Below are 17,644 nucleotides of genomic sequence, written 5' to 3'. Positions count from 1 at the left end.
GCGCATGGACTTTCAGCTTTCCGACGACCACCGCATGTTGCAGGACAGCCTGCGCGGCGTCCTGGCCCGCCATTCGGGCGACGGCCTGGCCCCGGCCTTGGCCGAACTGGGCATCCCCGAGGCCCTGCTGACCGAGGCCGAGGGCGGCTTTGACGGATCGGGCGCCGCCGTGGCGCTGATCTTCGAGGAGCTGGGCCGGGCGGGCGCACCCTCGACCCCCGTCGCCGCCATGATCGGCGCGGCGGCCCTGGCCCAGGCCGGGCATGACGCGGCGGTGCTGGCCTTCGCCGATGCGGAACCCGGCACGCGCCATGACCGGGGCGTGGCCATGCGCGCCGAGGGCGAGTGCCTCACGGGCCGCAAGACCATGGTTATCGGGGCCGAAGGGGCGCAGGGGTTCCTGGTCACCACCGCCGATGCGCTGTGGCGCGTGGACCGCGATGCGGAGGGCGTCGAATTCCGCCCCTATCCGCTGATGGACGATCAGCCCGGGGGCGACCTGATCCTGTGCGATGCCCCCGCCACGCGTCTCGGGGCGCTGTCGGGTCATGACGGCGTTCTGGCCCGCGCGGTCCTGGCCCATGCGGCCTATGGGCTGGGCGTGATCACCGCGGCCTTCGACCTGACGCTGGACTATCTGCGCCAGCGCAAGCAGTTCGGCCAGCCGCTGATCGCCTTTCAGGCCCTGGCCCATCGCATGGCCGATCTGGCGGTCGAGGTCGAACAGGCCCGTTCCGCCGTCGTCAACCTCTCAGGCCATCTGGACGCCGAACCTGCCCTGCGCGACCGGCACCTGCAGGCCTGCAAGGTCACGGTGGGCCGCGCCGCGCGCCTGCTGGCCGAGGAATCGGTCCAGCTGCATGGCGGCATCGGCATGACCGAGGAATATGCCCTTGGCGGCATCATCCGCCGCCTGATCGCCGCGGACACGGCGATGGGGGATGCCGATTACCACCTGGAACGGTTCGCCCTGGCCGAGCCCGCCTTCGCATGACGGTGATCACGGGGAAAACCGGCACGCAGCGCCTGATCGGATATGTCCTCGACGTCTCCGACCCGGCGGGGGCGGCCTGCATCCTGGATCTGGACGACCGGCACCTGAACCGCCAGGACATCCTGCATGGCGGGATCGCCGCCACGCTTCTGGACAATGCGATGGGCGCGACGGGCAGCCTGACGGTCGATCCCTCGGGCACGCATCCCTTCATGACGCTGTCCCTGACGGTGAACTACCTCGCGCCGGGGCGGCCCGGGCGCATCACCGCGCGGGGCCGCGTGACCGGCGGCGGCCGCGCCACCCTGTTCATCGAGGGCGCGCTGCGTCATGAGGACGGCACGCTGATCGCCACCGCGACCGGCGTGTTCCGCAAGACGAAGGCGCCCTCATGACCCCCTATACCAATCCCCATTGCGAAATCAGCGATCTCGGCGACCGCCTGGTGGTCGAGAACCGCAACGCCGCCCGGCGCAACGCGCTGACGCCCGAATTCTATGACGGGCTGCATCACGCGCTGCGGCAGGCGGCCGAGGATCCGCGCATCGGCGCCGTCCTGATCATGGGCGAGGGCGATTTCTTCTGCGCGGGTGGCGATCTGACCGTGCTGGCCACCGCCCAAGGCATGACCGAGGATGCCCGCCGCGCCCGCATCGACGCGCTGAACGACCTGATCCGCGCGGTCGTGGCCTGCCCCCGCCCGGTCATCGCCGTGGTCGAGGGCGGCGCGGCGGGTGCGGGCCTGTCCCTGGCTTTGGCCTGCGACATGGTGATCGCGGCGCGCGATGCGCGCTTCACCGCGGCCTATGTCAATGCCGGGCTCGTGCCCGATGGCGGGCTGACCGCGGCCTTGACCGCCTGCCTGCCGCCGCAGATGGCGCTGCAGATGGCGCTGACCGGCCAGCCCGTTCCCGCCGAACGCCTGCACGCCTTGGGCGTCATCGCCCAGCTGACCGAACCGGGCGAGGCGATCATGGCCGCCATGGCCATGGCCGACCGCTTGGCCCAAGGCCCCGCCGATGCCCAGGCCGCGATCAAGCGCCTGATGACCGGCGCCCGCGCCACCCTGCTGGAGAGCCAGCTGACCGCCGAGCGCGACGCCATGGCCGCGGCCTTGGCCGCCCCGGAGGCCGCCGAGGGGATCGGCGCCTTCCTGGCCAAGCGCCCCCCCGATTTCAGACGACTGCGCGAGGGACAATGACCCGTATCCACCAGCTGTTCGACGCCGCCCGCGCGGCCCATGCCGACCGTCCCGCCGCGACGGATGCCACCGGAACGCGCAGCTACGGCGCGCTGGACGATCTGGCCCGCGACGCGCAGCGCGACCTGGCGGCGATGGGCCTGCGACCCGGCGACCGCCTGCTGGTGGTGGCCGAGAACGCCACCGCGCTGCCCGTCCTGCTGCTGGCGGCCAGCCGCATGGGCGCGGTGCTGGTCCCGGTGAACGCCCGCATGACCGGGCCGGAACTGGCCAAGATCGCCGCCCATACCGAACCGCGCCTGACCGTGTTTCTGTCCCATGCCAGCGACCCCGCCCGCCAGCATGCGGGCGATGCCCGCGCGGTCGATCTGGCGGGCGCGCCCGTCCATGTCGCGGGCCCCGCCGATGTCGCCCCGGAGGCCGTGCTGCCCGATGCGGCGATGACGGCGGTGATCCTCTATACGACGGGGACGACCGGGACGCCCAAGGGGGTGATGCTGACCCATGGGAACCTGATCTTCGGCGGCGAAAGCTCGGCCCGGCTGCGCGGGTTGGAGGCCACGGACGTGATCTGGGGGGTGCTGCCGCTGACCCATGTCTTCGGCCTGACCTCGATGCTCTGTGCGGGGCTGTCGGCGGGCGCGCATATCCGGCTGGAGCCGCGATTCTCGGCCGCCGAGACGCTGGCCGCGCTGCAATCGGATGTCACCGTCCTGCCCGCCGTGCCGCAGATGCATGCCGCGATCATGGCCGAGGCGCGCGCCCGGGGCATGGCCGCGCTGGCCCGCCCGCTGCGCTATGTCAGCAGCGGCGCCGCACCCCTGGACCCCGACTGGAAGCGCCGGGCCGAGGCCTTCTATGGCATCGCGCTGCAGAACGGCTATGGCATGACCGAGACGACGGCGGGCGTCACCGTGACGGACAATGCCATCGGCGATCCCGACCCCTCGGCCGGGCGGCCCCTGCCGGGGGTCGAGATCGCGCTGGACGACAGCATCGGCCGCGAACCCGGCACGGGCGAGGTTCTGACCCGCGGCCCGCACATCATGCGCGGCTATTTCCGCAACCCGGAGGCCACCGCCCAGGTGCTGCGGGACGGCTGGATGCGCACCGGCGATCTGGGCCGGATCGACGACCGGGGCCGCCTGCACATCGTCGGCCGCTGTAAGGAGCTGATCATCCGCGGCGGCTTCAACGTCTATCCCCCCGAGGTCGAGGCCGCGCTGAACGACCATCCCGCCGTGCTGCAGACCGCCGTCATCGGCCGCCCGCGCGAGGGCGGGGACGAGGATATCCTGGCCTTCTGCCAGCTGGTCGAGCCGGGTGCCGCGACCCCCGAGGCGCTGGCCGCCCATGCGGCGGCGCGGCTGTCGGCCTATAAGCGGCCGACGCGGATCGTGGTGACGGGGGCCTTTCCGGCGGCGGCGACGGGCAAGGTGCTGAAGCACCGGCTGCTGTCGCATTTCGCCGATCTGCTGGTCTGATCCTCAGCCGAAGCTGCGGGTGGGCCGGTCAAAGACCTTGCGGCCCATCAGGCTGCCGACCAGATCGACCATCAGCCGCGCGGTGCGGCCCCGTTCGTCCAGAAAGGGGTTCAGCTCGACCAGGTCCAGCGATGTGACCAGCCCCGATTCGTGCAGCAGTTCCATCACCAGATGCGCCTCGCGGAAGGTCGCGCCGCCGGGCACGGTCGTGCCCACCGCCGGCGCGATCGAGGGGTCCAGGAAATCCACGTCCAGGCTGACATGCAGCAGCCCGTCCGCCGCCCGCACCCGGTCGAGGAAGGCCCGCAGGGGCGCCACGATGCCCTGTTCGTCCAGCACGCGCATGTCGTTGACGGTGATCTCGGTCGGTTCCATCGCGGCATGTTCGGCGGGGTCCACGCTGCGGATGCCGAACATGCAGATGTTTTCGCCCGGGATGGGGGCGGGAAAGGGCGGGAAGGGGTCGAAACCGTCCAGCCCGTTGGCATAGGCCATGGGCGTGCCGTGCAGATTGCCCGATGTAGTGCTGGCGACGGTGTGGAAGTCGCTATGCGCGTCCAGCCAGATCACGAATTGCGGGCGGCCCTGTTCGGCCGCATGGGCCGCGACCCCGGCCACGGTGCCCAAGGCCAGCGAATGATCGCCCCCCATGATGATCGGCATGCCATGGGGCAGCGCGTCGCGGGTGGCCTGCTGCAGGGCGCGGGTCCAGGCGATCATCTCGGGCAGGTGATGGACGGCGGGATTGGCGCAGGTCTCGGATCCCGGCGCGTCGGGGGCGACGTCGCCGCGATCCTCGACGCTGTGGCCCAGGGCCTGCAGGGTCGCGGCCAGCCCGGCGGTGCGATAGGCGGCGGGGCCCATCAGGCAGCCGGGGCGGCGCTGCCCCTCGTCCACGGGGGCTCCGATCAGGATGCAATGGGTCATCAGGCTCTCCGGCTGTGTCCCTGCCGTTTGAACATGGGGCGCGGGGAAAAGTCCACCGATCAGGCGCGGGCGCCTTGGAACCGTTCCTCCCATGTCGCGCGATCGTCATCCGAGATCTTGGCGAAGAGGACATCCGGCACGGTGAAGGCATGGCCCGCGGGCAGGGCCTCCAGCGCGGCGGCCACATCGTCGGGCCAGGCGGCATCCGGCGCGCCCATCGCCCCCAGCATGGCCTCGGCGGCGAAGGGGATGAAGGGCCGCGACAGCACCGCATAAAGACGGATCAGGTTCAGCCCCATGCGCACCTGCATCGCCGCCTGGTCCGGGTCGGTCTTGAAGACCGTCCAAGGCGCGGCCGATTGCAGGTATTCGTTGCCCGAGACCCAGATGGCGCGCAGCTCGGAGGCGGCCTTGCGGACCTCCATCGCGGCCATGTTGGCCTCATAGGCGCGGATGCGGGTGGTCAGCGTGTCGATCAGCGCCCGCTCGGCCTCGCCCCAGGCCGGGCCTTCGGGGACCGCCTCGCCGAATTTCGACCGGCAGAACTTGGTGATCCGGCTGACGAAATTGCCCAGCACGTCCGCCAGGTCCTTGTTCACCGATTGCTGGAAGTTCTCCCATGTGAACTCGCTGTCGCCGGATTCGGGGGCGTGCGACAGCAGCCACCAGCGCCAGTAATCGGCGGGCAGGATCTCCAGCGCGTGGTCCATGAAGACGCCGCGCCCCTGCGAGGTGCTGAACTGTCCGCCCTGATAGGTCAGGTAGTTGAAGGACTTGATGTAATCGACCATCTTCCACGGCTCGCCCGACCCGATCAGGGTCGCGGGGAAGGACAGGGTGTGGAAGGGCACGTTATCCTTGCCCATAAACTGGGTATAGGTGACATCCTCCGCGCCCTCGTCCAGCCGCCACCAGCGGCGCCAGGCGGCATCGTCGGCCCCGGTCGCGTCGGCCCATTCGGCGGTCGCGCCGATATATTCGATGGGCGCGTCGAACCAGACATAGAAGACCTTGCCCTCCATCCCCGGCCAGTCGGCATCGCCGCGCTTGACCGGCACGCCCCAGTCCAGATCGCGGGTGATGCCGCGGTCCTGCAACCCGTCGCCATCGTTCAGCCATTTCCGCGCGATCGAGGTCGTCAGGATCGGCCAGTCGGCCTTGGTGTCGATCCAGGCGGCGATGTCGCCCTTCAGCGCGGATTGGCGCAGATAGAGATGCTTGGTCGCCCGCACCTCCAGGTCGGTGGAACCGCTGATCGCGCTGCGCGGGTCGATCAGGTCGGTCGGGTCCAGCTGTTTCGTGCAGTTCTCGCATTGATCGCCGCGGGCCTTGTCATAGCCGCAATTGGGGCAGGTGCCCTCGATATAGCGGTCGGGCAGGAAGCGGCCATCGGCATGGGAATAAACCTGGGCTTCCTCGACCTCGCGGATATAGCCCTGATCGGCCAGGCGGCCCGCGAAATGCTGGGTCAGGCGGCGATTGCGGTCGCTGGAGGACCGCCCGTAATGGTCGAAGGACAGCCCGAAGCCGTCGGCCAGCCGCGCCTGTTCGGCATGCATCCGCGCGCAGTAATCGGCCACGGCCTCGCCCGTCTTGGCGGCGGCCAGCTCCGCGGGCGTGCCATGTTCGTCGGTGGCGCAGATGAACATCACCTCATGCCCCCGCGCCCGCAGATAGCGCGCATAGAGATCCGCCGGCAGCTGCGATCCGACGAGGTTCCCCAGATGCTTGATCCCGTTGATATAGGGCAGGGCAGAGGTGATCAGGTGGCGGGCCATGCGAATGCGTCCTTTGGGGGGTCGGGCGCATCTCTAGCCGCGATCAGGGGCGAATGAAAGTCCGCGCGGGGTTGACCCTTTGGGCATTCGTGCCGACATCTGGCCCCGCCGCATCCAGAGGGGGACCGCCCGCCCATGACCCATCCCCAGCCCATCCTGCTGTCCGACGATCATGTGGCCCGCGTCGCCCCGGCCGAGGGGCTGCTTTATGATCCGGCATGGCGGATGCTGGAGGATGACGACCTGGACGCGCTGGCCGCGCGGCTGACGCGGGGGCGGGCGCGGCCGGTGCCGATCTTCGCCTATGGCTCGCTGATCTGGAATCCGGGCTTTGCGGTGTCGGACAGCCGCCGGGCGACGGCGCTGGACTGGCACCGGGATTTCGTGCTGTCGCTGGACCATTTCCGCGGCACGCCCGAACGGCCGGGGCTGATGCTGGCCCTGTCGCCGGGCGGGCGCTGCGACGGGCTGGTCCTGGACATCGACCCCGCGCATGAGGCCGAATCGCTGCGCGCCATCCTGCGGCGCGAGCTGGTGGCCCATGAGCTGTCGGCCAATGCCTGCTGGATCGAGGTCCGCACCGCCCGCGGCATCGAGGAGGCGCTGACCTTCTATGCCGATCCCGTCGACGCCCCCCTGGCCCGGCTGAGCCTGGAGGATCAGGCCGCGCGCCTGGCCACCGCCGCGGGGGCGGCGGGGTCGGGGGCGGAATACCTGCTGCGCACGGTGCGGGGGCTGGCGGGCTTGGGCATCCATGACGACTACATCTGGACGCTGCAGCGCATGGTCGCGGAGCGGATCGAGGCGGGGGCCTAGCCCTCCGCCCCCGACAGTTCCATGATGACCGCCCATTCCTGGTCCGTCACCGGCTGGACCGACAGGCGGGTGTTGTTGACCAGCACCATCTGGGCCAGGCGGGGTTCGGCCTTGGCCTCCTCCAGGCTGACGGGGCGGGGCAGCTTGCGGACCGCGCGCACATCCACGCATTCCCACCGCGCATCCTCGGTGGTGCTGTCGGGATGGGCCTCGGCGATGATCTCGCAGATGCCCACGGCCTCCTTGCCGATGTTGGAATGATAGAACAGGCCCAGATCGCCGACCTTCATCGACCGCATCATGTTGCGCGCCTGATAGTTGCGCACCCCGTCCCATTCCTCGCCCGCATCGCCCTTGGCGACCAGGTCGTCCCATCCAAAGACGTCGGGTTCGGACTTGAACAGCCAATAGGCCATCAGCCGATCACCTTCTTCCATTCGATCACCTCGACGCTGTCGAAGAGACCGGCCGCCTTGTAGGGGTCGCCCGCCGCCCAGCTGGTCGCCGCATCCAGCGAATCGGCCTCCAGCACGATCAGGGATCCGCGCATCTCGCCCGCCTCGATCAGGGGGCCTGCCATGCGCAGGGTTCCGGTGTCGCGCAGAAAGCCCAGATGGGCGTCGCGGGTGTCCAGGCGGGTCTGCAGGGCACCGGGCTTGTCCCGGCAGATCACGGCGAAAAGCGGCATCATTCCTCCTTCAGGGGGCGGCTGAGCAGATGGTCCATGGCTTCTTCCACGGAAACGCGGCCCTCGGCAAGGCGGGTGACCATGGCGGCGATGGGCAGGTCCAGCCCGTCGCGTTCGGCCAGCCGGGCCAAGGCGCGGGCGGTGGCGGCGCCCTCGACCGTGGTGGCGGGGTCGAAGGCCCGGCCCGCGCCCAAGGCCGCGCCGAAGCGGAAGTTGCGCGACCCGTCCGAGGTGCAGGTCAGCGTCAGGTCGCCCAGGCCCGACAGCCCGGTCAGCGTCTCGGGGCGGGCGCCCAGATGGGCGGCCAGGCGGGTCATCTCGGCAAAGCCGCGGGTGATGATGGCGGCGCGCGCGCTGTCGCCCAGGCCCGCGCCGATCACCGCGCCTGCGGCGATGGCCACCACGTTCTTCAACGCGCCGCCCAGTTCCGCCCCCGCCACGTCGGTGGTGCGGTAAAGCCGCAGCGCCGGCGTGGACAGCGCCTGCTGCAGCGCCGGCCCGGTCTGGGCATCCGCGCAGGCCAGCGTCAGCGCGGTCGGCAGGCCGCGGGCGATGTCGGCGGCAAAGGACGGGCCGGTCAGCACCGCGACCCGCGCATCCGGGCAGCGCGCCGCGATCATCGCCGACGGCCCGGTCAGGCGCGACAGATCGATCCCCTTGGCCGTACTGACCAAGCGCTTTCCGCCCAGCCCCGCGCCGTGATCGTCCAGAAACCCGCCCAAGGCCTGGGCCGGCAGGGCCAACAGCAGGATATCCGCCCCGAGCGCCCGGTCCAGATCCTGGGTCACCGCGATCCCGTCGGGCAGGGCGACGCCGGGCAGGCGCGGATTTTCGCCCCGCCAGTCGATGCGCCGACCCCAGAGCGTCACCGGCCCGTTCACCGCCAGCGCCACGGCCAGCGCCGTGCCGAACGCCCCCGCACCCAAGACCGAGATCATGCCTTCGCCCCCTTCTTGCCGCTGCCCAGCATGGGCGCGGCCGCGCGGTCCAGCGGCCAGCGCGGCCGCGCCGCCAGGTCCATCCCGTCGCGGTGACCGGCACGGAACCGCTCGATCCCCGCCCAAGCGATCATCGCGCCATTATCGGTGCAGAGCACCAAGGGCGGCGCCAGGAACCGCGCGCCCGCGCGGGCGGCCACCTGTTCCAGCGCGGCGCGGATCGCGCCATTGGCCGCGACCCCGCCCGCGACGGCGATGACCGGCACGGGTGCCGCGACCAGCGCGCGCCGGGTCTTTTCGGCCAGCACATCCGCCACCGCCGCCTGGAACCCCGCACAAAGGTCGCGCCGGTCCGCCCCATGCAGCCCGCCCTGCGCCGCGACCAGCGCGTCGCGCTGGCGCAGCACCGCCGTCTTCAGCCCGGAAAAGGACATGTCGCATCCCGGCCTGTCCAGCAGGGGGCGCGGCAGGGCGAAGCGCAGCGCGTCGCCCGCGCGGGCCTCGGCCTCGACATGGGGGCCGCCGGGCTGGGGCAGGCCCAGCAGGCGGGCGATCTTGTCGAAGGCCTCGCCCGGGGCGTCGTCGATCGTGCCGCCCATGCGGGTGAAGTCGTCCGGCCCGTCCACGCGCAGGAACTGGCAATGCCCGCCCGAGACCAGCAGCATCAGATAGGGAAAGCCCACCCCGTCGGTCAGCCGCGGCGTCAGCGCATGGCCCGCCAGGTGGTTCACGCCGACCAGGGGCAGGCCCGCCCCCGCCGCCAGGCCCTTGGCGCACATCACCCCGGCCATGACCCCGCCGATCAGCCCCGGCCCCGCCGTCACCGCGATCCCCGACAGATCGCGCAGGCCCAGCCCCGCGCGGGCCAGCGCCTGTTCCACCGCCAGGTCCAGCCGTTCGGCATGGGCGCGGGCGGCGATCTCGGGGACGACGCCACCGAAATCGGCATGCAGATCGGCCTGGCTGCTGACCACGCTGGACAGGATCCGGCGGTCGCCCGTCACCACGGCGGCGGCGGTGTCGTCGCAGCTGCTCTCGATGCCCAGAAAGATCAGGTCGTCCATGCTCTTGCCCAATGGCCGGGGGGGAATTACCCCTTGAGGGCCTAGCACCCGCGGCCGAGGATGCCAATGCCACGAGGCCCCACGCCCACCCTGCTGCTGACCCGTCCGCTGGCCTCGTCGCGATGGCTGGCGGGGCGCTTCGACGGGCCGGTGGTGATATCGCCGGTGATGCGCATCGTGCCGCTGCCCTTCGACCGCGCCGCGCTGGCGGATGCGCCGGGCGTGGTGCTGACATCGGCCCATGCCGTGCCCGCGGCGGGGCCCGGGCGGGGGCGGCCGGCGATCTGCGTAGGGGCGCGGACCGCCGCCATGGCCCGGCGCGCGGGGTTTCGCGTGACCGAGGGGCCGGGCGACGCGGCCGGGCTGCTGCCCCTGATCGCGGCCGGGCCGCCGGGGCTGGTCCACCCCCATGGCCGCCATGTCGCGCAGCGCCTGCCGGTGCCGGGGGTCGCGGTCTATGACCAGCAGGCGCTGCCCCTGACGCCCGAGGCGCGGGCGCTGCTGCAGGGGGCGGGGCCGGTGATCCTGCCGGTCTTTTCGCCGCGATCGGCGGGGCTGGTCGCGGATCAGGCCCGCGATGCGCGCGCGCCCCTGTGGCTGGTCGCGATCAGCCCGGCGGCCATGGCGGCCTGGACCGGCCCCGCCGACCGGCGCCTGCTGGCCGATGCCCCATCCGGCCGGGCGATGGAGGACGCGATCCGCCGCATCGCCCGCGCGGAACAAAGCTGAAGACGGTGGGTTGAGCGTCGAGCCGCGGCTGATTAGGCTGCGATCCGACGCGCAAGAGGGGCGCAGGCTGCGGCGCCCGCCGATCGCAGCCGCGCCAAGACGGGGACAGGGACGTGAAGACACCGAAATCGACTACTGACGGACGTGATGCCAAGGCCGGGCAGATGGCGGGCCCCGACATCCGCCGCATTCCCGCCCATGTCGGCGTGATCGACCATGCCGAGGTCCCCGAGGGCCGCCCCGCCCAAGCGGGCCAGCCCGGCGAGATCCGCCCGGTCGAATCGGCGCTGGTGGGCGAGGGCCCGGGCCCCGATGCCGCCGCGCGCCGGACGACGCCCTCCGAGGCCGCGCCGTCCGTGACGGCCTCGGACAGCCCGAAGACCGCCCCCGCCAAATCCGACCCCGCGCCCCGTCGCGGCGGGTTCCTGCCCTTGGTCCTGGGCGGCGCGGTCGCCGCGGGCCTGGGCGCGGCCGCCGCGATCTATGCCCTGCCGCATCTGCCCGCCAACTGGCAGCCGCAGGGCTCGGCCGCGGTGCCCGCCGAACCGGCCGAGGATCGCGACGCGCTGATCCAGGCCGCCGCCGATGCGGGCCGCCAGGCCGCGCTGGCCGATCTGACCCCGCGCATCGAGGCCTTGGAACAGGACCAGGCCCCCGCCGAGGACCTGACCCCGCGCATCGAGGCGCTGGAACAGGCGCAGGGCCAGGATGAGACCGACACGCTGGAGGCGCTGCGCAGCCAGCTGGAGGAGCAATCCGCCCAGCTGCAGGACCAAGCCGCCCGGCTGGAGGAGCTGGCCGCCCGCCCGGCCTTCGACCCCGAGGCCGCAGGCGCCCTGCAGGACCAGATCGAGGCCGCCGCCGCCGATGCCGAACAGCGCCTCGAAGCCGCCCGCGCCGAGGCGCAGGAGCTGCAGGACGCCGCCGCCGAAAGCACCCGCCGCGCCCAGGCCGTCGCCGCCATCGCCCAGCTGCAGGCCGCGCTGGATCAGGGCGTCACCCCCGACCAGGCGCGCCAGACGCTGGAGGGTGCGGGCCTTGCCACCCCCGAGGCCCTGCAGGCCGAGGTGCCCAGCCTGGCCCAGCTGCAGGCCGATTACCCGGAGGCCGCCCGCGCCGCCTTGCGCGCCAGCTTCCAGGACAGCAGCGCCACGGGCGAGGGCAACCTGGTCACGAATTTCCTGCGCGCCCAGACCGGCGCCCGGTCCATCGCCCCGCGCGAGGGCGACGACACGGATGCGGTCCTGTCTCGCGCCGATGCCGATGTGCAGGCGGGCCGGATCACTGATGCGGTGACCCAGCTGCAGACCCTGCCCGAACCGGCCCGCGCCACCGGTCCCATGGCCGAATGGCTGACCGGGGCCGAGGCCTATACCCAGGCACGGGCGGCGCTGACCGACCTGTCCTCGGAAACGAACTGAGGATCGCCCGATGCTGTTGTCCCTGCTGAAAATCCTGTTCTTCTTCGCGGTCGTCATGGCCTTGGCCCTGGGCGCGATGCAGCTGTCGGAAACCGGCCAGATGCTGCGCATCCAGTATGGCGGCATGGAATTCGCCCTGACCCCGGTCAAGGCGGTCATCGCGCTGCTGGTCCTGATGGTCGCGGCCTGGCTGATCTTCAAGGCGCTCGGCCTGATCCTGGCGGTGCTGCGTTTCCTGGTCGGCGACGAGACGGCGATCAACCGCCATTTCGCCCGGTCGCGCGAACGCAAGGGCTATGCCGCCTTCGGCGAGGGGATGCTGGCTGTCGCCTCGGGCGAGGGCAAGCTGGCCCAGGACAAGGCCGCCAAGGCCGCGAAATACCTCGACCAGCCGCATCTGACCAACCTGCTGGCCGCGCAAGCGGCCGAGACCTCGGGCGATACCAAGCGCGCCATCGAGATCTATCGCAACCTGCTGGAGGATGACCGCACCCGCTTTGTCGGCGTGCGCGGCCTGATGCGCCAGAAGCTGGCCGAGGGCGACACCCACAAGGCGATGCTGCTGGCCCAGAAGGCCTATGCGCTGAAGCCCCGCCACAAGGAGGTCCAGGACACGCTCTTGGATCTGCAGACCCGCGAGGGCGACTGGAAAGGCGCGCGCCGCACCCTCAAGGACAAGCGCAATCAGGGCGATCTGCCCAAGGACGTGGCGCTGCGCCGCGACGCCGTCCTGGCCCTCAAGGAGGCCAGCGAGGTTCTGGCCAAGGGCAATTCCATCAGCGCGCGCGAGGCCGCAATCTCGGCCGCCAAGGCCTCGCCCGACCTGATCCCGGCGGCGGTTCTGGCGGCGCGCAGCTATGTCGCGCAGAAGGATTACCGCAACGCCTCGCGCATCCTGGAAAAGACCTGGTCGGTGCGCCCGCATCCCGACGTGGCCGCCGCCTATGCCGAGATCGTGCCCGACGAATCGCCCGCCGCCCGCATGACCCGCTTCGAGCGGCTGATCGGCAGCAATCGCGACCACGAGGAATCGCGCCTGCTGAAGGCCGAGCTGCTGCTGGCGGCCGAGGATTTCCCCGGCGCCCGCCGCGCCCTTGGCGATCTGGCCGAAAAGCATCCGACCGTGCGCACCCTGTCCATCATGGCCGCGATCGAACGCGGCGAGGGCGCCGATGACAGCGTCGTGCGCGGCTGGCTGACGCGGGCGCTGACCGCCTCGCGCGGGCCGCAATGGGTCTGCGACAAATGCCATAACGTGATGCATGAATGGGCCCCGGTCTGCGACAGCTGCGGCGGGTTCGACACGCTCAGCTGGACCGAGCCGGACGGTCCGCGCAATCGCCCCGCCGCATCCCCCACAGGGGCCGAGATGCTGCCCCTGCTGGTCGGATCGCCCCGCAAGGATGACGCGGATGTGCCGGACCTGTCCGAACCTGTCCAGCCCCATCCCCCCGGCCCGGCGGAACCCGAAGGCAAGGCCCCGCCCCGCCGCAAGGAGGCGCCGGTCGTGGCCCCCGGCATGGTGCCGCGCGAAAGCGACTATCGCGTGATCGACGAGCCTTCGGCCACGGTCACCACCCCCGACCCCGCCCCCAAGGCGGAACCCGAGGTGATGGGCCCGCCCGAACCCATGGGCCCGCCCGAACCGCAGGACGCCGGACCCCATGGCGACGACACCGTCGCCAGCCCCTTGGTCGAGGAGCCGGTGATGGTGCGCCCCGATGTCGAACCGGCCGTCGAGGCCGACTGGACCGAAGACCGCAAGCGCCCGTGACCCCACCTGCGGCGGCGAAGAATTTTCGCCGCCGCCTCTTTCCTCCGCCGCGCAAAGCTGTTAATCGCGGCGCACCAGATGCCGGTGTAGCTCAGCTGGTAGAGCACATCATTCGTAATGATGGGGTCGGGGGTTCGAGTCCCTTCACCGGCACCAATATCTAAGAGGATATTGTTAGATATCAGTGTGTTAGATTGGACTGCCAGTGGTCAGTCCACCTTTTAGCCCACCTTCCCTAAAATGCTTGGCAGTTTGTCGGGGTGCGGCAAAGTCTGCAACCAATCGGCTTCGCTGCATGATCGATCATGGCTGGCATTGATGGGAGCGAATCGCTGAGTCGGCATCAGACCGGCCCGGTGATCAGGTGCCCGGTGACGGTCACCCAAAGTCGACTTCCCGCAGAAGGACATACTGTCTGCAAAATTACCGCGCCGACACTAGCCTCATGTCAAGAGCAATGACTGTGCAGGGCTAACAGCGCGCGCAAGATACCGAAATGCTATAGGTGCCTCCGCCACGCCGCGAATTACTTCATCACCTTGTCTATAAAGCCCAGCGTGTTCGCGTTCTCAAGCAGCGTGCGCACCTTGCTTCGGTCGAGGCCGCTGGGTACTTCAGCATCAATCTCGAGCTTCAGCGTCACCTCGCTACCGGGCAGAACTGTGAGCTGCTCGATGATTGCCTCAACGATCTGACGCATTTCGTGTGCTGGCCGATCTGCCGAGATCATGATCGTCCCGATAAACCGGGTCGGATCACGTTCGGGCTGCACAAGGGCTGCCGCTGGCTTCAGGCCGGTCTGTTCTGCCGCAGCTTTCATCGGGACATGCGTTGGTTCAATAGTCGCGGCTGCAGCCGCGACGCTTTCGGCAGTCTGCTTTTCCGCCACATCGGGCTTTACGATGACGCTGTCGGCATCGATCACCACCGGTGCGTTCGCCCCGTTTTGTAGAACCAAGCCAACATATCGACCAACATTTTCATCCCACCGCTCAGCGTAGGCAAAGGGTCCCGGCACCATCGCGCTGACCGACGACCGGACCGTCTTGATCAGCACGTTTCGATCCCTGACACGCGGCAGGTAAATGTAGCGGTTCAAATATTCCCAGAGATCCCTGAGCGAGAGATGACCCTTGCCGTTCCAAATGTACTTCTGCAATTCGCGGTCAAGGCGCGCAGGACCAAGCTCTGGCAGAAGGCCTTCGTCGCTGGCGAGCTTCTTGCTGGCGCGGGACAATAGCCCATCCTGCGCTGGAACCTTGGAGGTAATCCATTCGAGGTCCGCCTGCGCCCCGTCCTGCATGGGGTAGATCAGGTAGCACCAAGTCTCCTTCAGCCTGGTCTTCACGGTTTCAGCCGCCTCGGTCACCTTGGCCTTGGCCAGAGCGCTGTCGCGCTGTGTCAGGTTCAGGCGATCCGTATCCTTGACTATCCCCGACCAGGACAGAGACGCACGCATCGCCTCTTTCAGACCGTCAAGCTGTCGTGCCTCGGCCGCGAAGAAGATGAGCATGTTACGATAGACCCGAGGCGTGGATCCGCGCTGAAGCAGAATGTCCTTAGCCTGGGTCATCGCCTCTGAACTATCGCGTCCCGAGTGAGGATGTGCCACGCCCAGCACCACTGCGCGAACACCGCCGGGTTCGTCAGGCACGTCGGCCGAGCTGCTGGGTGCGACCTGGACAGTATCGAAATGCCCGCGGTCGCCCAGACCGTTGATGTAGGTCGTCAGCGCCTTGTCGATCTCCAGCAGGACGAGCGGTTCCTCGATCTGGCCTGCCCGATCCGCCGCAACGCGATTGAGGCTGGCCGACATCGAGTACCAGTAACGGCCGAGGTCGCCGTGCATGAACCTGGCGTTGTTTGCGAGGCGCCGAAGGGCGTCGCCAAATATGGCTGGGCGTTCGCCAGGTTGCACGACGCCGAGGTTGATCTGTCGGTCATCGAGGCCCTTGTTGTCCTGCCCGTGGGTCGGCGCGGTTCCCATGAAGATCGCCCGGGCCACACGGCGCGTGGCCGAGTAGCGGTTGAGGTTCGGGGCTGACTGGTCGATCCGGTAAGGCGTCGAGTTCGGCCCATCGACATCGCCTGCGATGATCGACTGCCACGAAACATCAAGGTAATGCAGCAACTCCGGTTCGACGCGCGCCGAACTGATGGACACGCTGCCCGGCATGATCATCACCGAGGGGTCATTGTTCATCCACAGCTCATGGATCACTTGCGCCATCAACCGCAGCACGCCACGGGTGCGCTGGAATTTTTCCAGCGAACCCCAGCTGGTATAGAGTTGGTCGAATAGCTCCGGATGGATCGGATACGCCTTCTCCAGCTTCCGGCGATAATCCTCGCCCTCACAGTTTTGCGGGAACTCGTTCGGGCTATCGCGATACATCTTCGCGAACTGCTTCAACGTGTTATCGCGGTGATGGAACTTGTCGCCCGGGATTTCCTTGAACAGCCGCCGACGGACGATCTCGTAGCTTTCCTCCTGGTCCGCCGGGCGCCAGCCGGTCTCGACCCGGCTGAAGGTCTGTTTCAGGCGCGACAGCGCCTCCTGACCCCCTTCCCCGCCAACCTCGATTTGCGACGCGGGAAGCGATGCCACCAGTAGCGTGCCTGGGCTGGCCTTCACCGCCTCGGTCAGCGACTGCACGAAGGACAGGTTCGAGTCGAACGACCCCGAGGGCAGTCCTTCCACCTTGTAGATCTGGCGGAGGTAGGCGACCCACTCGTCTATCAGGATCAGGGACGGCGCGCATTGCCGGAACAGCTCTTCCAGAAGGTTCGATCCTGGCGCGATCCCGTTGGCATCATTCTCGGCCACCAGCGCATAGCCCGCTTCTCCGCCAAGCTGGAACGCCAGTTCCCCCCAGGTCGTGCGGATCGGCCGCCCGTAATCCTTCTGCCGCTTGGCCGCATCCGAAGGGCCATAGGACGTGCCCACCAGCACCGCCCGGTTCACCTTGACCGGCACGGTCAGCCCTTCGCGTGACAGCAGCTGGTCGAGCCCCGGCAAATCCTCGACCGGCGTGCCGCCCGCCATGTGGTAAAGCGCCAGCATCGAGTGGGTCTTGCCGCCGCCGAAGTTTGTCTGCAACTCCACCACCGGATCGCCGCCGGTGCCCGACAGCCGCTTGGCCGCGCCGATCAGCAGCGTCGAAAGGCCCGAAGTCAGGTAAGTGCGCGAGAAGAACTCGGTCGGGTTGCGATACTCCGACGGCGCGCTGCCGTTATGCACCTTCGCCAGGTCGGCCGCGAACTCGGCCTGCTGGAACTCCCCCGTCGCCACGTCGCGATGCGGTACCACCACCTCGCGCCAGGGCAGCAGCCCCGCCACCGTCTCGACCGAAATGTCGGACCGCTGGCTTTTCTTCCGCTCCTCGTTGCGCTGCAATTCTGTGAACTTCGTGCGCAGGATCGTGTCGCGCATCTTGCCCAGCTGGTCAGCCACGTCCGAGGCGCTGATCGCCTCCATCAGCCGCCGCATGCTGTCCAGCGCGCGTTCGGCATCGTCATAGGTGAAGGTCTCGTTGTGCGACAGCTTGTTGCGCACATCGACCAGTTCGTTGACGATCGACCGCTCGGCCCGCCCAAGCACCGTCTTGAACGCCTCGATCCAGAAGCGGTCCATCGCGTTCAACAGCGCCGCCTGATCCCAGCCGACCTTGCCCTGACTGTTCGGCCGCAGGCCCGGAATCTTCTCCAGAACCTGAACCTGCCAATGCCCCTGCAACGAGGCATCGAGCCGCCGTTCGACAAAGGGGATCAGCGCCTCGGGCAGCAGTTCCATGCCCTCGAACACATACTGGCGCGTGCTTTTTGCCATG

The 17,644-nt window shown here is 69.3% G+C and carries 15 protein-coding genes and 1 tRNA gene; 9 read left to right on the top strand and 7 right to left on the bottom strand.

Annotated features, from left to right (window positions below):
* The first annotated feature begins 4 nt into the window (after window positions 1-4).
* The 4 genes from JHW48_RS14080 to JHW48_RS14065 are packed head-to-tail and all read left to right on the top strand — an operon-like array spanning window position 5 to window position 3,679.
* A complete protein-coding gene (locus JHW48_RS14080; protein ID WP_119886559.1) occupies window positions 5-994 on the top strand; it encodes an acyl-CoA dehydrogenase family protein in 990 nt (329 codons plus the stop codon).
* Window positions 991-1,389 (top strand): PaaI family thioesterase, encoded by a 399-nt coding sequence (locus tag JHW48_RS14075; RefSeq protein ID WP_119886560.1) that lies wholly within the window; start codon window positions 991-993, stop codon window positions 1,387-1,389. Before JHW48_RS14080 ends, JHW48_RS14075 begins: the two co-directional genes overlap by 4 nt.
* Window positions 1,386-2,195: an oxepin-CoA hydrolase, alternative type gene (locus JHW48_RS14070; protein ID WP_119886561.1), complete on the top strand. Its 810-nt coding sequence runs from the start codon at window positions 1,386-1,388 to the stop codon at window positions 2,193-2,195. Before JHW48_RS14075 ends, JHW48_RS14070 begins: the two co-directional genes overlap by 4 nt.
* The gene (locus tag JHW48_RS14065; RefSeq protein WP_119886562.1) at window positions 2,192-3,679 is read left to right on the top strand and encodes a class I adenylate-forming enzyme family protein; all 1,488 of its coding nucleotides are present in this window, start codon (window positions 2,192-2,194) and stop codon (window positions 3,677-3,679) included. The genes JHW48_RS14070 and JHW48_RS14065 overlap by 4 nt, the downstream gene beginning before the upstream one ends.
* A gap of 3 nt (window positions 3,680-3,682) precedes the next feature.
* On the opposite strand, the gene rocF is transcribed toward JHW48_RS14065, so the two are convergent.
* Together rocF and metG are read right to left on the bottom strand one after the other, a co-directional pair.
* Complete coding sequence (gene rocF / locus JHW48_RS14060) at window positions 3,683-4,606, bottom strand: arginase (RefSeq protein WP_119886563.1); 924 nt, start codon at window positions 4,604-4,606, stop codon at window positions 3,683-3,685.
* Window positions 4,607-4,665: 59 nt separating this feature from the next.
* Window positions 4,666-6,384: a methionine--tRNA ligase gene (metG, locus tag JHW48_RS14055; RefSeq protein WP_119886564.1), complete on the bottom strand. Its 1,719-nt coding sequence runs from the start codon at window positions 6,382-6,384 to the stop codon at window positions 4,666-4,668.
* A 135-nt stretch (window positions 6,385-6,519) separates the two neighbouring features.
* Between metG and JHW48_RS14050 the strand changes: the two genes are divergently transcribed.
* Window positions 6,520-7,200, top strand: a complete 681-nt coding sequence (locus JHW48_RS14050) for a gamma-glutamylcyclotransferase (RefSeq protein WP_119886565.1) — start codon at window positions 6,520-6,522, stop codon at window positions 7,198-7,200.
* On the opposite strand, the gene JHW48_RS14045 is transcribed toward JHW48_RS14050, so the two are convergent.
* From JHW48_RS14045 to tsaD, 4 genes are read right to left on the bottom strand one after another with little or no spacing between them, the layout of a single operon-like run.
* Complete coding sequence (locus tag JHW48_RS14045) at window positions 7,197-7,616, bottom strand: EVE domain-containing protein (RefSeq protein ID WP_119886566.1); 420 nt, start codon at window positions 7,614-7,616, stop codon at window positions 7,197-7,199. The two genes, JHW48_RS14050 and JHW48_RS14045, sit on opposite strands and share 4 nt — an antisense overlap.
* A complete protein-coding gene (locus JHW48_RS14040; RefSeq protein ID WP_119886567.1) occupies window positions 7,616-7,891 on the bottom strand; it encodes a YciI family protein in 276 nt (91 codons plus the stop codon). The genes JHW48_RS14045 and JHW48_RS14040 overlap by 1 nt, the downstream gene beginning before the upstream one ends.
* Window positions 7,888-8,826 (bottom strand): NAD(P)H-dependent glycerol-3-phosphate dehydrogenase, encoded by a 939-nt coding sequence (locus JHW48_RS14035; RefSeq protein ID WP_119886568.1) that lies wholly within the window; start codon window positions 8,824-8,826, stop codon window positions 7,888-7,890. The genes JHW48_RS14040 and JHW48_RS14035 overlap by 4 nt, the downstream gene beginning before the upstream one ends.
* Window positions 8,823-9,890, bottom strand: coding sequence for a tRNA (adenosine(37)-N6)-threonylcarbamoyltransferase complex transferase subunit TsaD (gene tsaD / locus JHW48_RS14030; protein WP_119886569.1), 1,068 nt, complete (start codon window positions 9,888-9,890; stop codon window positions 8,823-8,825). Before tsaD ends, JHW48_RS14035 begins: the two co-directional genes overlap by 4 nt.
* 66 nt (window positions 9,891-9,956) lie before the next feature.
* On the opposite strand from tsaD, the gene JHW48_RS14025 reads away from it, so the two are divergent.
* From JHW48_RS14025 to JHW48_RS14010, 4 genes are all read left to right on the top strand, one after another.
* Complete coding sequence (locus tag JHW48_RS14025) at window positions 9,957-10,619, top strand: uroporphyrinogen-III synthase (RefSeq protein ID WP_119886570.1); 663 nt, start codon at window positions 9,957-9,959, stop codon at window positions 10,617-10,619.
* A gap of 164 nt (window positions 10,620-10,783) precedes the next feature.
* The gene (locus JHW48_RS14020) at window positions 10,784-12,040 is read left to right on the top strand and encodes a COG4223 family protein (RefSeq protein ID WP_119886571.1); all 1,257 of its coding nucleotides are present in this window, start codon (window positions 10,784-10,786) and stop codon (window positions 12,038-12,040) included.
* 10 nt (window positions 12,041-12,050) lie between these two features.
* Window positions 12,051-13,814, top strand: coding sequence for a heme biosynthesis protein HemY (locus tag JHW48_RS14015; RefSeq protein WP_272835640.1), 1,764 nt, complete (start codon window positions 12,051-12,053; stop codon window positions 13,812-13,814).
* 80 nt (window positions 13,815-13,894) lie between these two features.
* Window positions 13,895-13,970: transfer RNA gene (locus tag JHW48_RS14010), tRNA-Thr, on the top strand.
* Between the two features lie 370 nt (window positions 13,971-14,340).
* Here the strand turns inward: JHW48_RS14010 and JHW48_RS14005 are convergent.
* Window positions 14,341-17,643, bottom strand: a complete 3,303-nt coding sequence (locus tag JHW48_RS14005; protein ID WP_119887324.1) for a DUF499 domain-containing protein — start codon at window positions 17,641-17,643, stop codon at window positions 14,341-14,343.
* Window position 17,644 lies beyond the last annotated feature (1 nt).

It is taken from the genome of Paracoccus aestuarii, assembly GCF_028553885.1.
Taxonomy (GTDB): domain Bacteria; phylum Pseudomonadota; class Alphaproteobacteria; order Rhodobacterales; family Rhodobacteraceae; genus Paracoccus; species Paracoccus aestuarii.
Note: the sequence above shows the minus strand (reverse complement) of the source record. Positions and strands in the feature narration are given on the sequence as shown.

Coding starts and splice junctions, on each gene's coding strand:
- JHW48_RS14065 (WP_119886562.1), top strand. CDS start 2,192: ATGACCCGTATCCACCAGCTGTTCGACGCCGCCCGCGCGGCCCATGCC.
- JHW48_RS14020 (WP_119886571.1), top strand. CDS start 10,784: ATGGCGGGCCCCGACATCCGCCGCATTCCCGCCCATGTCGGCGTGATC.
- JHW48_RS14040 (WP_119886567.1), bottom strand. CDS start 7,891: ATGATGCCGCTTTTCGCCGTGATCTGCCGGGACAAGCCCGGTGCCCTG.
- JHW48_RS14080 (WP_119886559.1), top strand. CDS start 5: ATGGACTTTCAGCTTTCCGACGACCACCGCATGTTGCAGGACAGCCTG.
- JHW48_RS14035 (WP_119886568.1), bottom strand. CDS start 8,826: ATGATCTCGGTCTTGGGTGCGGGGGCGTTCGGCACGGCGCTGGCCGTG.
- JHW48_RS14015 (WP_272835640.1), top strand. CDS start 12,051: ATGCTGTTGTCCCTGCTGAAAATCCTGTTCTTCTTCGCGGTCGTCATG.
- JHW48_RS14075 (WP_119886560.1), top strand. CDS start 991: ATGACGGTGATCACGGGGAAAACCGGCACGCAGCGCCTGATCGGATAT.
- JHW48_RS14025 (WP_119886570.1), top strand. CDS start 9,957: ATGCCACGAGGCCCCACGCCCACCCTGCTGCTGACCCGTCCGCTGGCC.
- metG (WP_119886564.1), bottom strand. CDS start 6,384: ATGGCCCGCCACCTGATCACCTCTGCCCTGCCCTATATCAACGGGATC.
- JHW48_RS14070 (WP_119886561.1), top strand. CDS start 1,386: ATGACCCCCTATACCAATCCCCATTGCGAAATCAGCGATCTCGGCGAC.
- tsaD (WP_119886569.1), bottom strand. CDS start 9,890: ATGGACGACCTGATCTTTCTGGGCATCGAGAGCAGCTGCGACGACACC.
- JHW48_RS14005 (WP_119887324.1), bottom strand. CDS start 17,643: ATGGCAAAAAGCACGCGCCAGTATGTGTTCGAGGGCATGGAACTGCTG.
- rocF (WP_119886563.1), bottom strand. CDS start 4,606: ATGACCCATTGCATCCTGATCGGAGCCCCCGTGGACGAGGGGCAGCGC.
- JHW48_RS14045 (WP_119886566.1), bottom strand. CDS start 7,616: ATGGCCTATTGGCTGTTCAAGTCCGAACCCGACGTCTTTGGATGGGAC.
- JHW48_RS14050 (WP_119886565.1), top strand. CDS start 6,520: ATGACCCATCCCCAGCCCATCCTGCTGTCCGACGATCATGTGGCCCGC.